The sequence below is a fragment of the Kineococcus rhizosphaerae genome, from assembly GCF_003002055.1.
Classification (GTDB): domain Bacteria; phylum Actinomycetota; class Actinomycetes; order Actinomycetales; family Kineococcaceae; genus Kineococcus; species Kineococcus rhizosphaerae.
In genome coordinates this window covers 49,686-69,899 of record NZ_PVZF01000003.1, presented here as the reverse complement: position 1 = coordinate 69,899, position 20,214 = coordinate 49,686, and the positions used below count along the sequence as shown (strand labels likewise).

The window sequence follows — 20,214 nt, the reverse complement described above, 5'->3', positions numbered from 1 at the left end:
CGTCCCGTCGCGGGGGCGGCGTGAACCTCCGGGAGTTCCGCACGCTCGACGCCCGCGCCTGCCGGGACCTGCTGCGCACGTGCTGCGACGCCCCGGCCTGGGCGGCCCGGGTGACCGCGGCGCGGCCGTTCGCGTCGCTGGACGACCTGCTCGCCGCGGCCGACCGGGAGCTGGCGGCGACCTCCGAGGCCGACGTCGACCGTGCCCTGGCGGCGCACCCCCGCATCGGTGAGCGCTCGGAGAGCGCGACCTCCCGGCAGGAGCAGGCCGGGGCCCTGGCGGCGGGGGTCGACGTCCTGCGCGAGCTCGCCGAGGGCAACCGCCGCTACGAGGAACGCTTCGGGCACGTGTACCTGGTCTTCGCCTCGGGCAAGAGCGCCGAGGAGCTGCTGGCGATCCTGAACGCGCGGATCGACAACGACCCCGTCGTCGAACGCGCGGTCCTGCGCAAGGAACTGGGGGCCATCACCCGGTTGCGGCTGCAGAGGTTGTTCTCGTGACCAGCCTGTCCACCCACGTCCTGGACGCCGTCACGGGGACCCCCGCCGCCGGCGTGGCCCTGTGCCTGTCGGCCGCCGACGGCAGCCGCCTGGTGGAGGCGGTCACCGACGCCGACGGTCGCGCCCGGCTGGCCGAGGACCTGCCGCGCGGCACCTACCGGCTGTCCTTCGCGACGGGGGAGTGGTGCGCGACGGCCGGGTGGAAGACCTTCTACCCCGAGGTCGTCGTCGCGTTCACCGCGGACGGTGAACCGCACCTGCACGTCCCCCTCCTGCTGTCCCCGTTCGCCTACTCGACCTACCGAGGGAGCTGAAAGACATGGCCGTGGTCCTGGCGGGTCACCAGTACGGCAAGGCGGAGAACCGCGTCGTCCGGTTCCAGCGCGACACCCCGCGCCACGAGATCGTCGACCTGAACGTCACCTCGACGCTGCGCGGCGACTTCGCCGACGCCTACCTCACGGGCGACCAGAGCAAGGTCCTGCCCACCGACTCGCAGAAGAACACGATGTACTCCTACGCCAAGGAGAAGGGCGTCTCCAGCGTCGAGGGGTACGCCCTCGACCTGGCCCGGCACTTCGTCGACGACGTCGACCCCGTGCACGGGGCGCGGATCGACGTGGACTCCTACGCCTGGACGCGCGTCGTCGTCGACGGCCACGACCACGACCACACGTGGACGCGCAGCGGCAGCGAGGTGCGCACGGCCGCCGTGACCGTGGCCGGCGAGGGCGAGGCGCAGCAGACCCACGTCGTGGCCGGCCTGAAGGACTTCACCGTCCTCAAGTCCACCGGGTCGGAGTTCAAGGACTTCCTCACCGACGCCTACACGACGCTCGAACCCACCGAGGACCGGGTCATGGCGACCTCGCTGGTGGCGCAGTGGCGCTACGACGCGACCTGCCTGGCCGACGGGTTCGACTTCGACGCCGCCTACGACGCCGTGAAGCGGGCCTTCCTCACCCAGTTCGCGACCCTGCACTCCTTCGCCCTCCAGCAGACCCTGTGGCACATGGGGAAGGCAGCGATCGAGGAGGTCCCGGGCGTGGTCGAGGTCCGGCTGGCGGCGCCCAACAAGCACCACTTCCTCTACGACCTCGCCCGGTTCGACGTGCCGAACGCGGGCGAGGTGTTCCACGCCGACGACCGCCCCTATGGGCTGATCCAGGCGGTCGTGGCGCGCGACGACGTGCCGGCGGCGCCGTTGGCGTGGGAGCGGTGATGGACCAGGAGTTCCTCGACCTGTCGGTGCGCCTCGCCGTGGAGAACGTCGCGGCCGGCGGTGGCCCGTTCGGGGCCGTCGTCGTGCGCGACGGGACGGTCGTGGCGACCGGGCAGAACCGCGTGACGGCGCAGAACGACCCGACCGCGCACGCCGAGGTGCAGGCGATCCGCGCGGCCTGCGCCGCGCTGGGGACGTTCACGCTGACCGGCACGACGTTGTACTCCAGCTGCGAACCGTGCCCGATGTGCCTGGCGTCGTCCCTGTGGGCGCGCGTCGACCGGGTGGTGTTCGCCGCCGACCGGCACGACGCCGCGCGCGGCGGGTTCGACGACCGCGCGTTCTACGAGCTGTTCGACCGGCCCCGCGCGGAGTGGGAGGTCCCCGTCCAGCAACGCCGGGACGTGAACTCACCCGCCCCGTTCGACGCCTGGCTGGCCAGCGCGCAGCGCGTCGACTACTGAACGAGGTGATGGACTTGATGAACCCGACGGACCTGGCGTCGTGAGCGGCGACCAGGTGGACGTGGTGCTCCGGGCGCGGCGCGCCGTCGTCGACGGCACCGAACGGCCGGCGTCGGTGGGGGTCCGCGACGGGTACGTCGCGGGGGTCGAGGACGTCGACCACCCCTGGGGCGCCGGCCGGGAGGTCGTGCTCGCCGACGACGAGGTGCTCCTGCCGGGGCTGGTCGACACTCACGTGCACGTCAACGAACCCGGCCGCACCGAGTGGGAGGGTTTCGCCTCCGCCACCCGGGCCGCGGCGGCCGGGGGGGTCACGACGATCCTCGACATGCCCCTCAACAGCGTTCCCGCGACCCTCGACCCGGCCGCCCTGGCCGTCAAGCGGGCGGCGGCGCAGGGGCGGTGCGCCGTGGACGTCGGGTTCTGGGGCGGTGCGGTCCCCGGCAACGCCGACCAGCTCGGACCGCTGCACGAGGCGGGGGTCTACGGCGTGAAGTGCTTCCTGCTCGACTCGGGTGTGGAGGAGTTCCCGCCGCTGGACGCCGCCGGGTTGCAGGAGGCGCTGACCGAGCTCGCCCGCTTCGACGGGCTGATGCTCGTGCACGCCGAGGACGGCGGGGAGCTGCACGAGCACGCCGGAGGCCCGCGCTTCGCCGACTTCGTGGCCTCCCGGCCGCCGAGCGCCGAGGCGGTCGCGGTCCGGACCGTGGCCGAGGCCGCGGCCCGCGCGGGGGCCCGGGCCCACGTCGTGCACCTGTCCTCGGCGGCGGGGCTGGCGGAGGTCCGGGCCGCGAAGGCCGCCGGGACGCGGATCACCGTCGAGACGTGCCCGCACTACCTGACGCTCGACGCCGACCACGTCCCCGACGGGGACACGGCGTTCAAGTGCTGCCCACCCATCCGCGACCGGGCCGAGCAGGACGCGTTGTGGCGCGGTCTGCTGGACGGGACGATCGACTGCGTGGTGTCCGACCACTCGCCCTGCACGGCCGAGCTCAAGCGGCTGTCCGAGGGGGACTTCGGGGCGGCGTGGGGCGGGATCGCTTCCCTGCAGATCGGGCTGCCGGTGGTGTGGACGGCGGCCCGCGAGCGCGGGGTGCCGCTGGCCACCGTCGTGGGGTGGATGTCGTCGGCCACGGCCGACCTCGCGGGCCTGGGCGACCGCGGGCGGATCCGGGCCGGCAACGTCGCCGACTTCGCCGTCTTCGCCCCGGAGCAGGCGTGGACGGTCGACGCGCAGGCGCTGCACCACAAGAACAAGGTGACGCCGTACGCGGGGCGCGACCTCGTCGGCGTGGTGCGGTCGACGTGGCGGCGCGGAGCGCCGGTGGACCTCGACGACCCGTCGGGCCGGCTCCTGTCGCGCTGATCAGCGGGTCAGCAGGGCCAGGTGCAGCCCCAGGCGTACCTCGGCGTCCTCGAGGTCGCGGCCCAGCCGTCGCGCCAGCCGCTCCACGCGGCCGTACGTGGCCGGCCGCGACAGGTGCAGGCGTTCGGCCAGGCGCGTCATCGAGCCGTTGACCTCCAGGTAGGCCCTCAGCAAGGCGAGGTCCTCGGGGGTGTCGAACAGCGGGGCGAGCTGCGCCTCGGCGAACTCGGCCAGCCGGGCGTCGGTGCGCAGCCGCCAGAGCAGTCCCCGGACCCCGAGGTCGGCCGTGCGGTGCACCCGGCCCGGGACGCGCCCCGGGAAGGCCGAGGCGACCTGCGCGACGTGGCGCGCCTCGGCGAACCCCGCGCCGGTCGCCGTGAGGTCGGCGACGTGCTCCGCCGCCCCCGCCGTGGCCGTCGCCGGCAGGGCCGCGGCGAGCTTCGGCAGGGTCTCCTCCAGGCTGCGGGCGCTGCCGACCAGCAGCACCCCGACGACGGGCCCGTCCCGGTCCCCGACCATCCCCGTCACCCCCGCGGCCCGGACCGCGGTGACGGCCGCGGACACCTCGGTGCGCTCGGCGCCCACCACGGCCACGGCGACGAACCCGCCCCGGGCGCTGACCCCGAGCGCCCGCAGCCGTTGCCGCAGGGCGTTCTCGTCGACGGCTCGGGCGCGCAGCAGGTCCCGCACGAGGTCGTCGTGGGCCCGCAGCGCGAGGTCGTCCCCGTCGGCGGGGTCCCCGCGCAGCAGGCGCAGCACGGTCAGCACCTCCGCGGCCCGTTCCAGCACGAGCAGGCCGTCGCGGGCCTCGACCGGTCCGGGCGCGATGAGCCGGCCCCACCGGTCGCCGGCGGGTCCGGCGTCGGCCACCAGCCACCCCTCGTTGACGACCTCCCGGCGCGAGCGGCGCGGCCAGTCGACGAGGAGCTCCGCCGCGCCGTGGCTGACGTGACCCACCACCCGGTGGGCGAGGTCCTCCAGCACGACGGGTCCGCCCAGCAGGCCCGCGGCGCGGTCGAGCACCTCCTGCGCGGAGGTGTCCACGAGCCCCAGCGAGGCGAACGTCGCGTGCACGCGGTCGGCGAAGCGCAACCTCTCGTACTGCTCGTGCAGCAGCCGGGCGTGGACCTGCTCGGTGACCTCGACGAAGCGGACGACCCGGTGCAGCTCGACCAGGGGCAGCCGCACCGCCCGGGCCGCGCGCACGAGGTCGGCCGGCAGGTCCACGAGGTGCTCAGTGAGCTCCACGACCAGACCGGCGACCCCGGCCTCCACGAGGGAGGTGACGTAGGCGCGCGCGTCGAAGGTGCCTGCCCGCCAGCCGATCCCCGTCGACAGCAGGAGCTCGCCGCCGTCCAGCAGCCCGGCCACGTCGGCCTGCTCGGTCACGTGCACCCAGCGCACCGGGGCGTCGAGCGCGTCCTCACCGGCCCGCACCCGGGGCGAGCCCGCGGCCAGGACCGGCAGAGCGAGGACGTCGGCGACCGTCAGCACGCACCGAGGGTACGACGGATCGTCCGTGATCCCCGCAGTCCGCCGACGGAACGTCGCTGGAACTCCCGGCCCTGCGGCGGCAGGGTGGGAGGATCGTGACCGAGCGTCGGTGCGAACGTCGAGGAGGCTGGACATGACGGTGACCGAGCAGACGGTGACGGGCGCGGGAGGCTCCGACCTCACCGAGGCCGCCCGCGACCACCTCTGGATGCACTTCGCCCGCATGGGCGCCTACCAGGACAGGCCCGCGCCCGTGATCACCAAGGGCGAGGGTGCGTACATCTGGGACGACCAGGGGCACAAGGTCCTCGACGGGCTGTCCGGGCTGTTCGTCGTGCAGGTCGGGCACGGCCGCGAGGAACTGGCCGAGGTCATGGCCCAGCAGGCCCGCCAGCTCGCGTTCTTCCCCGTCTGGGGCTACGCCACCGAACCCGCCATCCAGCTCGCCGACCGGATCGCCGGCTACGCCCCGGGCGACCTGAACCGGGTGTTCTTCACCACCGGCGGCGGCGAGGCCGTCGAGAGCGCCTGGAAGGTCGCCAAGCAGTACTTCAAGCTCACCGGCAAACCGATGAAGCACAAGGTGATCTCGCGGGCCACGGCCTACCACGGCACCCCGCAGGGCGCCCTGGCGATCACGGGCCTGCCGGCCATGAAGCAGGCGTTCGAACCGCTGACCCCGGGTGGTTTCCGGGTGCCGAACACCAACATCTACCGCGCCGAGCGGATGGGTGCGCCCACCGACCCGGTCCTGTTCGGCCGGTGGGCCGCCGACCGCATCGAGGAGGCCATCCTCTTCGAGGGTCCCGACACCGTCGCGGCCGTCGTCCTGGAGCCCGTGCAGAACTCCGGCGGCTGCTTCACCCCGCCGCCGGGGTACTTCCAGCGGGTCCGCGAGATCTGCGACCGGCACGACGTGCTCCTGGTCTCCGACGAGGTCATCTGCGGTTTCGGCCGCCACGGCACGATGTTCGCGGCGGAGAAGTTCGGCTACCAGCCCGACATCATCACGTGCGCCAAGGGCATGAGCTCCGGGTACGGGCCGATCGGCGCGATGATCACGACCGACCGCATCATGGAGCCGTTCCTGCAGGGCAAGAACTTCTTCCCGCACGGCTACACGTTCGCCGGGCACCCCGTCTCGGCCGCCGTCTCGCTGGCGAACCTCGACATCTTCGAGCGCGAGGGCCTGAACCAGAACGTCCTCGACAACGAGCAGGCCCTCGGGAACACGCTGAAGAAGCTCCTCGACCTCGACATCGTCGGCGACGTCCGCGGCGACGGGTACTTCTGGGCCGTCGAGCTCGTCAAGGACAAGGCGACGAAGGAGACGTTCGACCTGGGCGAGCGCGAGACCCTCATCAAGCAGTTCCTGCCGGGCGCGCTGTTCCGCAACGGCCTGTACTGCCGCCCGGACGACCGCGGTGAACCCGTCATCCAGGTCGCCCCGCCGCTGACGAGCGGGCAGGCGGTGTTCGACGAGATGGAGCAGATCCTGCGCGCGACGCTGACCGAGGCGATGCGGCTCGTCTGAGGCCCGCGCAACGGCACGTTGACTCCGCGGTCTCGATGAACGGGACCGTGGAGTCAACGTGCCGTTTCGGACTGGCCGCACCCGGTGTCGCACACCCCCCCGGGGGCCGCTCAGCGTCACACGTCGGCGAGAGTCCGCCCAACTATTCATTCAGTACGTACTCCGTGTGTACAGTGACGCGCATGTCCATGGCCGAGTTGCACCTCGCGCTCCTGTCCTCGGGACCGGCCCACGGGTACGACCTCAAGCGGGAGTACGACGCGTGGTTCCCCGACGCCAAGCCGCTGCCGTTCGGGCAGGTGTACTCGACCCTGGGCCGGCTGGTCCGCGACGGCCTGGCCGAGGTGGTCGAGACGCGCTCCGAGGGGGGGCCGGAACGAACCGTCTACGCGGTCACCGTCGCGGGCCGGGAACGACTGCAGGCGTGGCTGGCCGAACCCGCGCCCCCGACGGCGACGGGCGCGGAAGACCTGGTGCGCAAGGCGATCGCCGCCCTGCGCACCGGTGGGCGGGCGAGTTCCGTCGTGGCCGACCAGCGCACCGCCCACCTGCGCGCCATGTGCGCCCTCACCGCGACGCCGTCGGGCGGTGACGACCTCGGAGCCCGGCTGGCCCGGCGCTACGCCGTCCTGCACCTCGACGCCGACCTGCGCTGGCTCGACGAGGCCGCCGCCGCCCTCGACGGAACGTCCACGACCACTCCCGGAGGCACCGCGTGAACCCGACCGCTGCGACGACCCCGCTCACCCTGCGCGGCGTCGGCCACTCCTACACGAGGACCCCGGCCCTGCGGCACGTGTCGCTGCAGGTCGAACCGGGGGAGGTGGTGGCCGTCACCGGCCCCAGCGGCTGCGGGAAGTCCACGCTGCTGCACGCCGCCGCCGGCCTGCTGCTGCCCCAGACCGGGGACGTCACCCTGCTGGGGCGCGACCTGCGCACCCTCGACGAGGCGCAGCGCGCGCTCCTGCGCCGCCGGGAGGTCGGCATCGTCCTGCAGTACGGGCAACTCGTGCCGGACATGACGCTGGAGGACAACGTCGCCCTGCCGCTGCTGCTCGACGGAGGGGAGGTCGCCGCGTCGCGCACGGCGGCCCGGGCAGCCCTGGACACGGTCGGCCTCGAGCACGCCGGACTCGCCGTCCCGCAGGAACTGTCCGGGGGCGAGGTGCAGCGGGCGGCGGTCGCGCGGGCCCTGATCACCGCGCCCAGGATCGTCTTCGCCGACGAACCCGTCGCCAGCCTCGACGCCGTCGCCGCGCAGGACGTGCTGGACATGCTGCTGGGCGTCGCGCGACGCGACGGCGGCGCGGTGGTCCTGGTGACCCACGACAACACCGCCGCAGCGATGGCCGACCGCGAGATCCGCCTGCGCGACGGCAACGTCGACCGTGAATCGGTGCTCCGGTGAACGCCACCGCGACCGCCGGTGCGCGACGGTCGGCCCTGACGGCCGAGGCCGTCCGGTCCATGACGGCCGCGCGCTCGCACGTCGACCGGGTCCGTGCCCGCGCGACGAGCGCTGCGGCGGCCGGCGTCGGCCTCGCGCTGCTCGTCGCCGGATCCGTCGCCACGGTGCAGGACACGGTGTTCACCGGGACGTCCCGCGGGACCGACGCCGCCGGCCGGCAGTTCGTCGAGGACACGTACGAGGCCGCCGGGGGGCTGGCCCCGTTCCTGGCCCAGCCCGGTCTGCGGCCCGGTTTCGTGGTCGCGGCCGTGCTGCTGGTGCTGCCGTTCCTGGCCCTGGCGGTCCAGGCCCTGCGGGTCGGGCAGGTCGTCGAGGACCGCCGCGCGCGCCAGCTGCTCGTCGCCGGGGCGACGTCGGCGGACCTGCGCCGGTTGCGGACCGCGCGGACCACCGCCGCGTTCCTGCGCGGGGGGCTGGCCGCCGGCCCGCTGTACGTCCTGCTCTGGCTCGTCCTGGGGGCCGCCCCGCCGGCGGGGTACCGGATGCTGCCCCCGCTGCACTGGGCGATGCCGTTGATCTGGGCGGCGGTCACCGTCGTGCTGTGGGCGCTCGCCCGCGTCCTGGGGACCACGGCGTTCCGGCGTCAGGACGTCCTGGTCTGGCAGCGCACCGGGGCCGTGCCCCGGGTCCCGTCCCGGCTGTTCGTGCTGCTGAGCGCCGTGGCCGGCGGGGTCCTCCTGCTGACCGCTCCGGCCGTCGCGGGCCGCGGCGGCGGCGACGTGGTCTTCCCCGTGACCCTCGTGGTGGCCGTGGTCCTCTTCGTCCTCGCGGCGGGGGCCGGGGTCGCGCGGTCCTCCGCCGGGGTCTTCCGCACCGCCGACGCCCCCGTGCCGACGCCCGACCGCCGCAGCCGGTCGGTCCGCACGCGCGGCGACGCGGCGGTCGGGCTGCTGGCGGAGGCGCAACGGCGCGGGAACACCGGTGCCGTGACCGGGACCGCCGGGGTGCTGTTCCTGTGCGGGCTCTCGTTCGGCGTCGAGTCGACGTTCGCCGCCGGGGTCCTGGCGGAGGCGAACCACACCGCCGAGGACCTGCGGTTCTACGTCGGCGGTGCGGCGCTGGCCGGCGCGGTCGGGCTCCTCGGTGCGGCCGTCGCGATCGCCGCGCTGGTCCTGAGCCTCACCGACCATCTGCTGGGCAACCGGCGGGCGGTGGCCTCCACCGCGGCGCTGGGGGTCCCGGTCTCCCGGCTCGTGCGCGTCCAGGCGGTGTCCCTGGTCCGCACCGCCGTGCCCGTGACGGCGATCGGCGTCCTCGTCTCCGCCCTGCCGTACTCCGTGACCGCGCTGGGGCGCCCGGCGGAGGGGACCGCCGCGTGGTGGACCGCGCTGCTGCCGCTCGCGGTCGCCGTCGTGGTGACCGCCGCGACGACCGCGGCCTGCTTCGCCCTGGCGCGCCTGCTGTCCGGTCGCGTCCGCGCGGCGGCGGCCCTGGAGAACCTGAGGGTCCCGTGAACCCCACCGGGCGGGAGCGGTCCACGACCGTGCCGTTCGTCGTCGAGATCCCCGCCGACCCGACCGGACCGGCCCTGGCCGACGTCGTCCGCCGGTTGCGGGCCGCCACCGGTCACCCCGAGCTCGTCGTCGACCTCACCCGCACCCGGCGCAGTTCGCCGGGGGTCCGCCGCGCGCTGCTGGTCCTGCGCAGCGAGGCCGCCCGCCGCGGGTGCTCGTGGACGTTCCGGGGAACCCTGCCGGCGCCGGGACCGCGCACCCCGGCGGGCGGCCCGGGGTGATCGCGCGGTTCCCGGGGGCACCGCGACCGGTCGCCGGGAACGCCCCGGTCACAGGTCGACGGTCCCCGCGACCACGATCCGCGTCGCACCGCCGACCCGCACCCGGCCGTCCTCGCGCGTGACGTGGACCCGCCCCGTCCGTCCCAGCGCCGTGCCCTGCGCGGCCGTGTACCGGGCCGGCAGGTCGCTCAGCCACTGCCCGACCACGGCGTTGAGGCTGCCCGTGACGGGGTCCTCGTCGAGGAGCCGGCCGTCGGGGGAGGCGGCGAAGGCGCGGACCTCCACGGCCGTCGCCGCACCGGCCGGGTGGTTCCCGACGACGCCGACCGCGAGACCGGCGAGCCCGGCCGGGTCGGGGCGCAGCGCGAGCGCCGTCGCCGCGTCCGGCACCCGGACCACGATCCAGCCCGGGCCGTTGTCCAGGTGCGCGCTCGCCACGACCTGCGCGGCGTCCAGACCCAGCCCGCGGCGCACCCGCTCGAGCAGGCCGGGGTCGAGGGGGCCCTGCCGCAGCAGGGGCGGTGCGGTGAAGCTCAGCCGCTCACCACCGCTGCCGGCCTCGACGTGCACCTCGACCAGGCCGATGCCGGACTCCTGCACGACGACCCCGTCGCGGCGCGGCGTCCCGCCCGCCTCCAGCCAGGCGCGCGCCGAGCCCAGCGTCGGGTGCCCGGCGAAGGCGAACTCCTCGCCCGGGGTGAGGATCCGGACGCGGTAGTCCGCGTCGGGGTGGGTGGGGCGCAGCAGGAACGCCGTCTCGGACAGGTTCGTCCACGCCGCGAACCGCCGCAGCGTCGCGTCGGGCAGGCCGTCCGCGTCGTGCACGACGGCCAGCGGGTTGCCGCCCAGGGGGTCGGGGGAGAACACGTCGAGCTGGGTGAACCGGTGGCGCGACACCGGCGCAGCGTAGCGACGCACCCCGGACGCACCCCGGACGCACCCCGGACGCACCCCGGCGCGCGGAACTCGTCCGCCGGTGGTTGCCTGAGTGTCCATGAGCCCAGCGAAGGGTCGTGAACTCAACGGTGCCGTGGTCGTGGTCGCCCTCGTCTCGGCGATCTCGGGGCTGCTGTACGGCTACGACACCGGCATCATCTCGGGCGCGCTGCTGCAGATCAGCGACGACTTCGACACCGGCAACGGCTGGGAACAGGTCATCGCCGCCTCCATCCTCGCCGGGGCCGTGATCGGGGCGCTCACGTGCAGCCGGCTCGGGGAACGCCGGGGCCGGCGCGGGACCCTGCTGGTCGTCGGTGCGGTGTTCGTCGTCGGCACCCTCGGGGCCTCGCTGGCGCCGAACCCCGAACTGCTCTCCCTCGCGCGCCTCGTCCTGGGTTTCGCGGTCGGCGGGGCCACCCAGACGGCACCCGTGTACGTCGCCGAGCTCGCGCCCACGGCATACCGGGGCCGGCTCGTGCTGTGCTTCCAGATCGCCATCGGCGCCGGCATCCTCATCGCCACCCTCGTGGGGGCCAGCGAGGCCGTCGACTGGCGCGTCTCCATCGGCTCCGCCGCGGTGCCCGCGGCGGTCATGTTCCTGCTCATGCTCCGGCTGCCGGAGAGCCCGCGCTGGCTGCTGAAGGCCGACCAGGACGAGCGGGCCCGCGAGGCCCTCGCCCGGGTCCGCCCCGACGGCGCGGACCTGCAGGCGGAGCTGGACGAGATGAACGGGCTCGTGCAGGAGGAGAAGCAGGCCAGCACGCGCGGGTGGCGGGGGTTGCGGGAGGCGTGGGTGCGGCCCGCGCTGGTCGTCGGCTGCGGCCTGGCGATCTTCACCCAGCTGTCCGGCATCGAGATGATCGTCTACTACTCGCCCACGATCCTCACCGACAACGGTTTCGACGACAGCGTCGCGCTGCGCGTCTCGGTGGCCCTGGGGGCGACGTACCTGGTGGTGCAGCTCGTCGGGCTGGCGATCATCGACCGGGTCGGCCGGCGCCGGCTCACGCTGCTCACCCTGCCCGGGGCGGCGCTGGCGCTGATCGTGCTCGGGACGTTCTTCGTGACGGGCAACGCCGGCAAGGAGCAGATCCCCTTCATCGTCGCCACCCTCGTGGTGTTCATGGCCTTCACCGCCGGCGGGATCCAGCTCATGGGGTGGCTGACGGGTTCGGAGATCTACCCGCTCGCCACCCGCTCGGCCGGGGCGGCGGCGCAGTCGGCGTCGCTGTGGGGGACGAACCTGCTCATCACCCTGACCCTGCTGACGATCATGGACACCATCGGCACGGGGCAGACGTTCTGGCTGTACGCCGCGTTCAACGTCGCCGCGTTCGTCTTCCTGTTCCGCAAGATGCCGGAGCTGACCGGGCACTCCCTGGAGGAGATCGAGGGCGAGCTGCGCGCGGGGCGGTTCCGGCCCGCGGACTTCGCCGGGGGCCGCAGCGGGCGCCGGGTGGACGTGTCGGCGGAGAACTCCAGCCGGGAGGCGGCCGGGCGGCGCCGGTAGACCGGTCGCACCCCGCTGCGCCGGGTGCGACCGGGTCGCGTGCTCAGAGGGTGAACGCCTCGCGGAAGCGCTCGACGGCCTCGCGGCTGTCGCCGGAGGCCCAGGCCTCCATCCCCACCGTCCCGGTGTACCCGACGTCGTGCAGGGCTCGCGCGATGGCGGGGTGGTGGATCTCCCCGGTCCCCGGTTCGCACCGGCCCGGGACGTCGGCCACCTGGACCTCCCCGATCCACGCGGCGCTGTCGCGCACGAGTTCGACGAGGTTCCCCTCGCCGATCTGCGCGTGGTAGAGGTCGAGGTTCATCCGCAGGTGGGGGCTGCCCACGGCGGCGACGAGGGTCCGCGTGTCGGCGGCCGTCGCGAAGGGGGTTCCCGGGTGGTCGACGGCCACGTTGAGGTTCTCCAGGGTGAAGACCACGTCGTGCTCCTCGCCCAGCGCCGCGATGCGGCGCAGCGTCCGGTCCGCGGCCAGCCAGTCGGCGGGGGAGACGACCTGCTGGGGACGGACGGGGAGGCCGCGGTCGTCCAGGCCCGTCCCGTGCAGGTTCAGGTTCGGGTGGCCCAGCACCCGGGAGGCCTCGATGGAACGCTCGGCGCCGGCCAGCAGGCGGTCGGCCCCCTCGGGGTCGACGAGTTCCCCGTCGACGTACCCGGTCATCGAGGTGAAGCGCGCACCCGTGCCGGCCAGTTCGTCGAGGTCCTTGGTGGTCCAGTCCCAGATCTCGACGGCGAAACCCGCGTCGTGCAGGGTCCGCACGCGCTCGACGAGCGGCAGGTCCCGGAAGACCATCTCCGCGCAGACCGCCAGGGTGAAGCTCACCGGACCCGCCCGTCGATCGTGGCGGCGACGACGGCCGGGTCGACCGGTCCGCCGGAGCGGACGGACGCGATGCACGACAACGCGATCGACAGGGCCCGCCTGGCGTCGTGACCGGTGACGGCCGGTGCCCGTCCCTCTCGGACGGCGGCGGCGAACTCGGCCAGCTCGCCGGCGTAGGCCTCGGGGAACAGCTCGGTGTCCCCGCGGGGGGTGTCGACGTGCCGGCCGTCGGCGTCGGAGATCGCCAGCTGCCGGCGCGGCCCGCCGCCGATCTCCAGGCGGCCACCGGAGCCGAAGACCTCACCGCGCACGTCGTAGCCGTAGGTGGCCGAGAAGCTGGCTTCGGCGGTGGCGAGGGCGCCGTTGTCGAAGCGGATGGTGACCACGGCGGTGTCCAGCAGCCCGGCGTCCTTGAAGCCGGGGGCGACCAGGGCGTCGGCGACGGCGTACACCGAGACGGGCTCGGCGCCGGGGTTCAGGAACAGCAGGGTGTCGAAGTCGTGGATGAGGGTGAGCAGGAAGATCGTCCACGGCGGCACGCCGGCGGGGTCGACCAGGCCCGGGTCGCGGGTCAGGGAGCGCAGCAGCTGCGGAGTGCCGACGCGGCCGGCGTCGACGGCGGCGCGGGCGGCGGCGAACTCGGCGGCGAAGCGCCGGTTGAACCCGACCTGGAAGGCGACACCGGCCTCGGTGGTGGCCGCGATGCCCCGGTCGATCTCGGCCAGGGACAGCCCGGCGGGCTTCTCGCAGAAGACGCCCTTGCCGGCGTGGGCGGCGGCCTCCACCAGGCCGGCGTGCGCTTCGGTGACGGCGGTGACGACGACGGCCTCGACCTCGGGGTCGGCCAGCAGTTCCCCGACGTCGGTGTGCCCGATGGCGCCCAGCGGTCCGGCCAGGGCCGACGCCGCGCCGGGGCGGACGTCGGCGACGGCGACCAGGCGGGCGTTCGGCACCCGGGTGGCGATCAGGCGGGCGTGCGAGCTGCCGATGCGGCCGGCGCCGACGAGGCCGATGCCGGTGGGGGCGGTGCCGGTGGGGGCGACTGGGGACACGGTGGTGCCGCCTCTCTGCGGTGTGACTAGAGCGGTACAGGGCTAGACCGGTCTAGGATGCGGGTGGCACGCGGTACGGTCAAGCGGGTCGTCGCCCGAGAGAGGAGTTCCCGTGCCCGGACGCAGTGCCTCGGTGACGATCGCCGACGTCGCCCGCCGCGCGGGGGTCTCGCGAGCCCTCGTGTCCATCGTCCTGCGCGGTGTCCCGGGTGCGAGCCCGGAGAACCGGGAACGGGTGCTGCGCGTGGCGGCCGAGCTGGGGTACCACCCCGACCAGCGGGCCAGGCTGCTCGGCTCGGGACGCAGCCGGACGGTGGGGGTGGTGTTCGGGCTCCAGGAACCGTTCCACGGCGAGCTCGTCGAGGCGCTGTACGGGGCGGCCTCCGGCTCGGGGTGGCGCTTGTCGCTGCAGCCGCGGCTGGCCCGGCGGCCCGAGCCCGCCGCGGTCCGGGAACTGCTCGCCGAGCGGGTCGAGACGGTCCTGCTCCTCGGTTCCGGCCTGGACCGCCGCGAGCTGACCGAGCTCGGCGAGCGCGTGCCCGTCGTCCTGCTGGCCCGGTCCCTGGCGGGGGGACCGGCGGTGCCCGGCGTCGGGACGGTCCGGACCGACGACCAGGCCGGTGCCGAGCTCGCGGTCCGGCACCTGCTCGGGCTCGGTCACCGTCACGTGGCCCACGTCCACGGCCGGAAGGCACCCGGTGCGGTCGAACGCCGGCGCGGCTACCGCGACGTCCTGCGCGCGGCCGGTCTGGAGCCGGACCTGGTGGGGGGCGGGACCACCGGCTCGTCCGGGGAGGCCGCCGCTCGCGAACTGCTGGGCCGCGACGCGGCGGCCCGTCCCACGGCCGTGCTCGCGTTCAACGACGAGAGCGCCGCGGGCCTGCTGCAGTCCGTCCGCGCCGCCCACCTCGCGGTCCCCGGCGACCTGTCCGTCGTGGGGTTCGACGACAGCGCCGTCGCCTCGCTGGACACGGTCGCCCTGACGACGGTCTGCCAGAACGCCGGCGTCCTCGCGGCGCGGGCGTTCGAGCAGGCGACGCGGCGGGCGGAGCAGGAGGCCGGTGCGCAGGACGTGGTCATCGCCCCCGAGCTCGTCGTGCGGCGGACGACGGCGCCGCCGCGCTGAGCGCGCCGACGCGGGGCAGGGCCCGGCCTCAGCTCTCCGAGGAGGCCAGCACGTGCGCGTCGCCGCCGGCCCGCTTCGCGGTGTACATCGCCGCGTCGGCCCGCGACAGCAGCGTGTCGGCGTCGTCGTCCGGCTCGGAGGCGGTGATGCCGACGCTCGCGCTGATGGTGGCCGGCCCGGCGGCGAGCAGGAACGGCACGTGCAGGCTCTCCACGACGGCCACGGCGACGTCGTCGGCGGTGCCGGGGAACAGGTCGGGCAGCACGATCGCGAACTCGTCACCCCCGAGCCGGGCCGGGAAGGCCCCCGCTCCGCAGGTGACCCGCAGGCGGCGGGCGCTCTCGACGAGGAGCTCGTCGCCGGCGGCGTGCCCCAGGGTGTCGTTGACCGCCTTGAAGCCGTCGAGGTCGACGAACAGGACCGCGATCGCGGCGCCCTCGGCGACGGCCTCCTCCAGCCGGCCCGTGAAGGCGCGCCGGTTCGGCAGGCCCGTCAGCGGGTCGACCAGGGCCATGCGGGTCGTCTCGGCGGTGATGCGCAGGCGCAGGAAGGCGGCCGAGGCCAGAGAGGCGAGGGAGACGATCGCGACCTCGTCGACCTGCCGCGCCTGCTGGTTGATGTTCACCGGGGCCACCAGCCAGCGCTTGGAGCCGTGGTCGTCGTCGACCTCGCAGCCGGTCTCGCGCGGACCCGGGGGCGTGGGACGGACCTCCAGGCGGCTGCCCGAGACCAGGGCGGTGCCGTGGCTCTCGACGACCCGCACGAGCTCCTCGACGCTCGTGGCGGCGTGGATGTGCACGGCGGCCTCGAACAGCTCGCGCTGCTGACGGCGGCTCTGGTGGGCGCGGCGCCAGGCCCAGGCCGCCACCACGACCGCCATCCCCGGCACCGCCGTCAGCGTCGCGACCCACGTGGGCATGGCGATGTTCACGGCCGCGGCGAGGTAGCCGAGGGTGGCCACCAGCAGGAACAGCGCCCCACCGACCGCGGCCCCGGGGTCGGTCAGCTCCCGCCACACCGGCTTGCGCCGTTCGACGGCGATGGACACGGCCGACAGCACGGTGTCGCTGACGTAGTACGTCGCGGCACCGGCCAGGACGGTCAGCAGCTGGTCGGGGCTGACGACCCGATCGGTGCCGATCCGGGTCACCACCAGGGTCGCCAGCAGGGCGGACAGCGTGGACGAGCCGGCGTTGAAGACGCGGCTCTGCCAGGCGCGGCGGTCCAGCAGGTAGGCGGGCAGGGCCGCGACGCACCACGTCAGCAGGGCCAGCGGCGGGTCGTAGCCGGTCAGCAGGAAGAAGACCAGCACGGGGGCGAAGGGGACCTGGATGCCCGAGGCCATGCCGGTCACCATGAGCGGGAAGCGCGTCAGCACCCACGCCAGCGGCGCGGTCAGGGCCAGCGCGTGCAGCAGCCGGCCGTCCGAGCCCGCCTCGCGCCACCACAGCCCCGCACCCACCAGGACGACGAGCCCCAGCGCGAACACGGCGCTGTCCAGCAGCGCCGAGGCGCTCGGGCGGCGGCGTGCTCGGTCGGTCCCCACGTCCCCTGATCGGCACGGACGGGCGGCGCCTTGAGCGGCGGTAGCCTGGGGGTCGCCGATCCCCCTCCCCGAAGGAGCGCCGCGCATGGGCCGCGTCGTCATCGACGTCATGCCGAAACCCGAGATCCTCGACCCGCAGGGCAAGGCCGTCGTCGGCGCCCTCCCGCGCCTGGGCTTCGATCTCTTCACCTCCGTCCGCCAGGGCCGGCGCTTCGAGCTGGAGGTCGAGGGGGACGTCACCCCCGAGGTCCTGGCGCAGGCGCGCCAGGCGGCCGAGAAGCTGCTGTCGAACCCGGTGATCGAGGACGTCGTCAGCGTCCGCGACGCCGCCGGGGCCCCCGAGGCCTCCGCGTGAAGGTCGGGGTCGTCACCTTCCCCGGGTCCCTCGACGACGCCGACGCGCGTCGCGCCGTGACCCTCGCCGGCGGCGAGGCCGTCGCCCTGTGGCACGCCGACGCCGACCTCAAGGGCGTCGACGCGGTCGTGCTGCCCGGCGGCTTCTCCTACGGCGACTACCTGCGCTGCGGCGCCATCGCCCGGTTCGCGCCCGTCATGACCGAGGTCGTGCGCGGCGCCGAGGGCGGCCTGCCCGTCCTGGGCATCTGCAACGGCTTCCAGGTGCTGTGCGAGTCGCACCTGCTGCCCGGCGCGCTGGTCCGCAACGACCACCAGAAGTTCATCTGCCGCGACCAGCGGCTGCGCGTGGAGACGACGGCCACGGTCTGGACGTCGGACTTCACCGAGGGCCAGGAGATCACCGTCCCGCTGAAGAACGGCGAGGGCGGCTTCGTCGCCGACGAGGCGACCCTGGACCGGCTCGAGGGCGAGGGCCGCGTCGTCTTCCGCTACCTCGACGTCAACCCCAACGGCTCGCTGCGCGACATCGCGGGCATCAGCAACGAGCGCGGCAACGTGGTCGGCCTCATGCCGCACCCCGAGCACGCCGTCGAGGAGCTCTTCGGGCCCGGGCTGGACGGCCTCGGCCTGTTCACCTCCGTGCTGAAGGCCGGACTGGAGGCGATCGCGTGAGCACCGGTGTGAGCACGCTGGACACGGTCGAGAAGGCGGCGGGGACCCCGGAGCACCCGCAGCCGTGGTCCGAGCTCGGCCTCAAGGCCGACGAGTACGAGCGGATCCGCGAGATCCTCCAGCGCCGCCCCACGGGTGCGGAGCTGGCCATGTACTCGGTCATGTGGAGCGAGCACTGCTCCTACAAGAGCTCCAAGGTCCACCTGCGCACCTTCGGCGACCACGTCACCGACGCCATGAAGGAACACCTCATGGTGGGCATCGGGGAGAACGCCGGCGTCGTCGACATCGGCCAGGGCTGGGCCGTGACCTTCAAGGTCGAGTCCCACAACCACCCCAGCTACATCGAGCCCTACCAGGGCGCGGCCACCGGCGTCGGCGGGATCATCCGCGACATCATGGCCATGGGTGCGCGCCCGATCGCCGTCATGGACTCGCTGCGCTTCGGGGCGATCGACCACCCCGACACCGCCCGCGTCGTGCCCGGCGTCGTCTCCGGCGTCGGCGGCTACGGCAACTGCATCGGCCTGCCGAACATCGGCGGCGAGGTCGTGTTCGACCCGACCTACCAGGGCAACCCGCTCGTCAACGCCCTGTGCGTCGGCGCGATGAAGCACGAGGACCTGCACCTGGCCAACGCCCGCGGCGTCGGCAACCTCGTCGTGCTCTTCGGCGCCCGCACCGGCGGCGACGGCATCGGCGGCGTCTCGGTGCTGGCCAGCGAGACGTTCGACGCGACCGGGCCGTCCAAGCGCCCGGCCGTGCAGGTGGGGGACCCGTTCCAGGAGAAGGTGCTCATCGAGTGCTGCCTGGAGCTGTTCCAGGCCGGTCTGGTCGAGGGCATCCAGGACCTCGGCGGCGCCGGGCTGTCCTGCGCCACCAGCGAGCTGGCCTCGGCCGGTGACGGCGGGATGCTCATCCACCTCGACCGCGTCCCGCTGCGCGACCCCTCGCTCTCGCCCGAGGAGATCCTCATGAGCGAGTCGCAGGAACGCATGATGGCCGTCGTCACCCCGGCGAACGTCGAGGCGTTCCTCGCGGTCACCGCCAAGTGGGACGTCGAGGCCGCCGTGCTCGGGGAGGTCACCGACGGCGACCACCTCGTCGTGCAGTGGCACGGCGAGACCGTCGTCGACGTCCCCCCGCGCACCGTCGCCCACGACGGCCCGGTGTACCAGCGGCCCTACGCGCGCCCGCAGTCCCAGGACGCGCTGCAGGCGGACACGCCCGACGCGCTGCCGCGCCCCGGCTCCGACGAGGAGCTGCGCGCCACGCTGCTGCGGATGGTCGGCTCGCCGAACCTGTCCTCGCGCGCCTGGGTCACCGACCAGTACGACCGCTACGTCATGGGCGGCACGGCGCTGGCCACCCCCGACGACGCGGGCGTCGTGCGCGTCGACGAGGAGACCAACCTCGGGGTCGCGCTGTCCCTCGACGGCAACGGGCGCTTCGCGCGCCTCGACCCGCGCACCGGCGCGGCGCTCGCGCTGGCCGAGGCGTACCGCAACGTCGCCGCGAGCGGCGCGAAACCGCTGGCCGTCACCGACTGCCTGAACTTCGGCTCGCCCGAGGACCCCGGCGTCATGTGGCAGTTCGCCGAGGCCGTCCAGGGCCTGGCCCTGGCGTGCGAGGAGCTCGGCGTCCCCGTCACGGGGGGCAACGTCTCGCTCTACAACCAGACCGGCGACGACGGGCTGAACTCGGCGATCCTGCCGACGCCCGTCATCGGGGTCCTCGGCGTGCTCGACGACGTCCGCCGCCGCACCCCCTCGGGGTGGAAGGACGCGGGCCAGAACGTCTACCTGCTCGGCACCACCCGCGCGGAGTTCGGCGGGTCGGAGTGGGCGTGGGCCGAGCACGGTCACCTCGGTGGGCTGCCGCCCGTCCTGGACCTGGCGCACGAGAAGCTGCTGGCCGACGTGCTGGTGCAGTGCTCGCGCGACGGCCTCGTCGACGCCGCGCACGACCTGTCCGACGGCGGCCTGGCCCAGGCCCTCGTCGAATCGGTGCTGCGCTACGGCGTCGGTGCGCGGGTGTGGCTGGACGAACTGCTCGAGCGCGACGGGATCGACGCGTTCACCGCGCTGTTCTCCGAGTCCGCGGGCCGGGCGATCGTGTCCGTGCCGCGCGAGGAGGAGGTCCGGTTCACCGACATGTGCACCGCGCGCGGTCTGGCGCACCTGCGCATCGGCGTGAGCGACGGCGACTCCCTGGAGGTGCAGGGGCGGTTCTCGGTGCCGCTCGCGGAACTGCGCGCGACGCACACCGCGACGCTGCCGCAGCACTTCGGCTGAGGTCGTCACGAGGGGCCGGTCCGCGACGCGGGCCGGCCCCTCCGTCGTCCCGACCCGCGGTCGCCGGGGCGAGGCCTCGCTCTGGCGCACCCCGGTCCGCTGGGGGAGGGTG

The 20,214-nt window shown here is 74.4% G+C and carries 20 protein-coding genes; 15 read left to right on the top strand and 5 right to left on the bottom strand.

What is annotated here, in order from left to right; genetic code table 11:
• The first annotated feature begins 20 nt into the window (after positions 1 to 20).
• Genes uraD through allB form a run of 5 tightly spaced genes read left to right on the top strand, consistent with a single transcriptional unit; the run spans position 21 to position 3,555 of the window.
• Complete coding sequence (gene uraD / locus CLV37_RS07425; RefSeq protein WP_106208776.1) at positions 21 to 500, top strand: 2-oxo-4-hydroxy-4-carboxy-5-ureidoimidazoline decarboxylase; 480 nt, start codon at positions 21 to 23, stop codon at positions 498 to 500.
• The gene (gene uraH / locus CLV37_RS07420) at positions 497 to 814 is read left to right on the top strand and encodes a hydroxyisourate hydrolase (protein WP_106208774.1); all 318 of its coding nucleotides are present in this window, start codon (positions 497 to 499) and stop codon (positions 812 to 814) included. The genes uraD and uraH overlap by 4 nt, the downstream gene beginning before the upstream one ends.
• Before the next feature lie 5 nt (positions 815 to 819).
• Positions 820 to 1,722 (top strand): factor-independent urate hydroxylase, encoded by a 903-nt coding sequence (pucL, locus tag CLV37_RS07415; protein ID WP_106208772.1) that lies wholly within the window; start codon positions 820 to 822, stop codon positions 1,720 to 1,722.
• A complete protein-coding gene (locus CLV37_RS07410) occupies positions 1,722 to 2,186 on the top strand; it encodes a nucleoside deaminase (RefSeq protein WP_106208771.1) in 465 nt (154 codons plus the stop codon). The genes pucL and CLV37_RS07410 overlap by 1 nt, the downstream gene beginning before the upstream one ends.
• A 40-nt stretch (positions 2,187 to 2,226) precedes the next feature.
• The gene (gene allB, locus CLV37_RS07405; RefSeq protein WP_211298471.1) at positions 2,227 to 3,555 is read left to right on the top strand and encodes an allantoinase AllB; all 1,329 of its coding nucleotides are present in this window, start codon (positions 2,227 to 2,229) and stop codon (positions 3,553 to 3,555) included.
• Here the strand turns inward: allB and CLV37_RS07400 are convergent, their stop codons facing one another.
• Positions 3,556 to 5,049 carry a PucR family transcriptional regulator gene (locus CLV37_RS07400; protein WP_211298470.1) on the bottom strand — a complete coding sequence of 498 codons (1,494 nt, stop codon included), beginning with the start codon at positions 5,047 to 5,049 and terminating at the stop codon, positions 3,556 to 3,558. It abuts the gene before it with no gap.
• Between the two features lie 133 nt (positions 5,050 to 5,182).
• Here CLV37_RS07400 and CLV37_RS07395 point away from each other — a divergent pair, with 133 nt between their 5' ends.
• From CLV37_RS07395 to CLV37_RS07375, 5 genes are all read left to right on the top strand, one after another.
• Entirely contained in the window at positions 5,183 to 6,583 is a 1,401-nt protein-coding gene (locus CLV37_RS07395; RefSeq protein ID WP_106208769.1) for an aspartate aminotransferase family protein, read from the top strand.
• 182 nt (positions 6,584 to 6,765) lie between these two features.
• A complete protein-coding gene (locus CLV37_RS07390) occupies positions 6,766 to 7,302 on the top strand; it encodes a PadR family transcriptional regulator (RefSeq protein WP_106209363.1) in 537 nt (178 codons plus the stop codon).
• Positions 7,299 to 7,991: an ABC transporter ATP-binding protein gene (locus CLV37_RS07385; RefSeq protein WP_211298469.1), complete on the top strand. Its 693-nt coding sequence runs from the start codon at positions 7,299 to 7,301 to the stop codon at positions 7,989 to 7,991. Before CLV37_RS07390 ends, CLV37_RS07385 begins: the two co-directional genes overlap by 4 nt.
• Positions 7,988 to 9,505 carry a hypothetical protein gene (locus tag CLV37_RS07380; protein WP_106208767.1) on the top strand — a complete coding sequence of 506 codons (1,518 nt, stop codon included), beginning with the start codon at positions 7,988 to 7,990 and terminating at the stop codon, positions 9,503 to 9,505. The genes CLV37_RS07385 and CLV37_RS07380 overlap by 4 nt, the downstream gene beginning before the upstream one ends.
• On the top strand, positions 9,502 to 9,786 hold the full coding sequence (locus CLV37_RS07375) for a hypothetical protein (protein ID WP_106208765.1): 285 nt from the start codon (positions 9,502 to 9,504) through the stop codon (positions 9,784 to 9,786). Before CLV37_RS07380 ends, CLV37_RS07375 begins: the two co-directional genes overlap by 4 nt.
• Before the next feature lie 48 nt (positions 9,787 to 9,834).
• Here CLV37_RS07375 and CLV37_RS07370 read toward each other — a convergent pair whose 3' ends face one another.
• Positions 9,835 to 10,683 (bottom strand): PhzF family phenazine biosynthesis protein, encoded by an 849-nt coding sequence (locus tag CLV37_RS07370; RefSeq protein WP_106208763.1) that lies wholly within the window; start codon positions 10,681 to 10,683, stop codon positions 9,835 to 9,837.
• A gap of 97 nt (positions 10,684 to 10,780) precedes the next feature.
• Between CLV37_RS07370 and CLV37_RS07365 the strand changes: the two genes are divergently transcribed.
• Positions 10,781 to 12,235, top strand: coding sequence for a sugar porter family MFS transporter (locus tag CLV37_RS07365; RefSeq protein WP_106209359.1), 1,455 nt, complete (start codon positions 10,781 to 10,783; stop codon positions 12,233 to 12,235).
• Between the two features lie 43 nt (positions 12,236 to 12,278).
• Here CLV37_RS07365 and CLV37_RS07360 read toward each other — a convergent pair whose 3' ends face one another.
• Entirely contained in the window at positions 12,279 to 13,025 is a 747-nt protein-coding gene (locus CLV37_RS07360; protein WP_106209357.1) for a TIM barrel protein, read from the bottom strand.
• A 26-nt stretch (positions 13,026 to 13,051) separates the two neighbouring features.
• The gene (locus CLV37_RS28810) at positions 13,052 to 14,107 is read right to left on the bottom strand and encodes a Gfo/Idh/MocA family oxidoreductase (protein ID WP_106208761.1); all 1,056 of its coding nucleotides are present in this window, start codon (positions 14,105 to 14,107) and stop codon (positions 13,052 to 13,054) included.
• A gap of 112 nt (positions 14,108 to 14,219) precedes the next feature.
• Here CLV37_RS28810 and CLV37_RS07350 point away from each other — a divergent pair, with 112 nt between their 5' ends.
• Positions 14,220 to 15,233, top strand: a complete 1,014-nt coding sequence (locus CLV37_RS07350) for a LacI family DNA-binding transcriptional regulator (protein WP_106208759.1) — start codon at positions 14,220 to 14,222, stop codon at positions 15,231 to 15,233.
• 28 nt (positions 15,234 to 15,261) lie between these two features.
• Here CLV37_RS07350 and CLV37_RS07345 read toward each other — a convergent pair whose 3' ends face one another.
• Positions 15,262 to 16,779 carry a GGDEF domain-containing protein gene (locus tag CLV37_RS07345; protein ID WP_170127109.1) on the bottom strand — a complete coding sequence of 506 codons (1,518 nt, stop codon included), beginning with the start codon at positions 16,777 to 16,779 and terminating at the stop codon, positions 15,262 to 15,264.
• Positions 16,780 to 16,864: 85 nt separating this feature from the next.
• On the opposite strand from CLV37_RS07345, the gene purS reads away from it, so the two are divergent.
• Genes purS through purL form a run of 3 tightly spaced genes read left to right on the top strand, consistent with a single transcriptional unit; the run spans position 16,865 to position 20,102 of the window.
• Positions 16,865 to 17,134, top strand: coding sequence for a phosphoribosylformylglycinamidine synthase subunit PurS (purS, locus tag CLV37_RS07340; protein WP_106208755.1), 270 nt, complete (start codon positions 16,865 to 16,867; stop codon positions 17,132 to 17,134).
• Positions 17,131 to 17,808, top strand: coding sequence for a phosphoribosylformylglycinamidine synthase subunit PurQ (purQ, locus tag CLV37_RS07335; RefSeq protein WP_106208753.1), 678 nt, complete (start codon positions 17,131 to 17,133; stop codon positions 17,806 to 17,808). The genes purS and purQ overlap by 4 nt, the downstream gene beginning before the upstream one ends.
• Positions 17,805 to 20,102, top strand: coding sequence for a phosphoribosylformylglycinamidine synthase subunit PurL (purL, locus tag CLV37_RS07330; protein ID WP_211298468.1), 2,298 nt, complete (start codon positions 17,805 to 17,807; stop codon positions 20,100 to 20,102). Before purQ ends, purL begins: the two co-directional genes overlap by 4 nt.
• Positions 20,103 to 20,214: the final 112 nt, after the last annotated feature.

Coding starts and splice junctions, on each gene's coding strand:
- CLV37_RS07395 (WP_106208769.1), top strand. CDS start 5,183: ATGACGGTGACCGAGCAGACGGTGACGGGCGCGGGAGGCTCCGACCTC.
- CLV37_RS07360 (WP_106209357.1), bottom strand. CDS start 13,025: ATGGTCTTCCGGGACCTGCCGCTCGTCGAGCGCGTGCGGACCCTGCAC.
- pucL (WP_106208772.1), top strand. CDS start 820: ATGGCCGTGGTCCTGGCGGGTCACCAGTACGGCAAGGCGGAGAACCGC.
- CLV37_RS07365 (WP_106209359.1), top strand. CDS start 10,781: ATGAGCCCAGCGAAGGGTCGTGAACTCAACGGTGCCGTGGTCGTGGTC.
- CLV37_RS07390 (WP_106209363.1), top strand. CDS start 6,766: ATGTCCATGGCCGAGTTGCACCTCGCGCTCCTGTCCTCGGGACCGGCC.
- CLV37_RS07410 (WP_106208771.1), top strand. CDS start 1,722: ATGGACCAGGAGTTCCTCGACCTGTCGGTGCGCCTCGCCGTGGAGAAC.
- purS (WP_106208755.1), top strand. CDS start 16,865: ATGGGCCGCGTCGTCATCGACGTCATGCCGAAACCCGAGATCCTCGAC.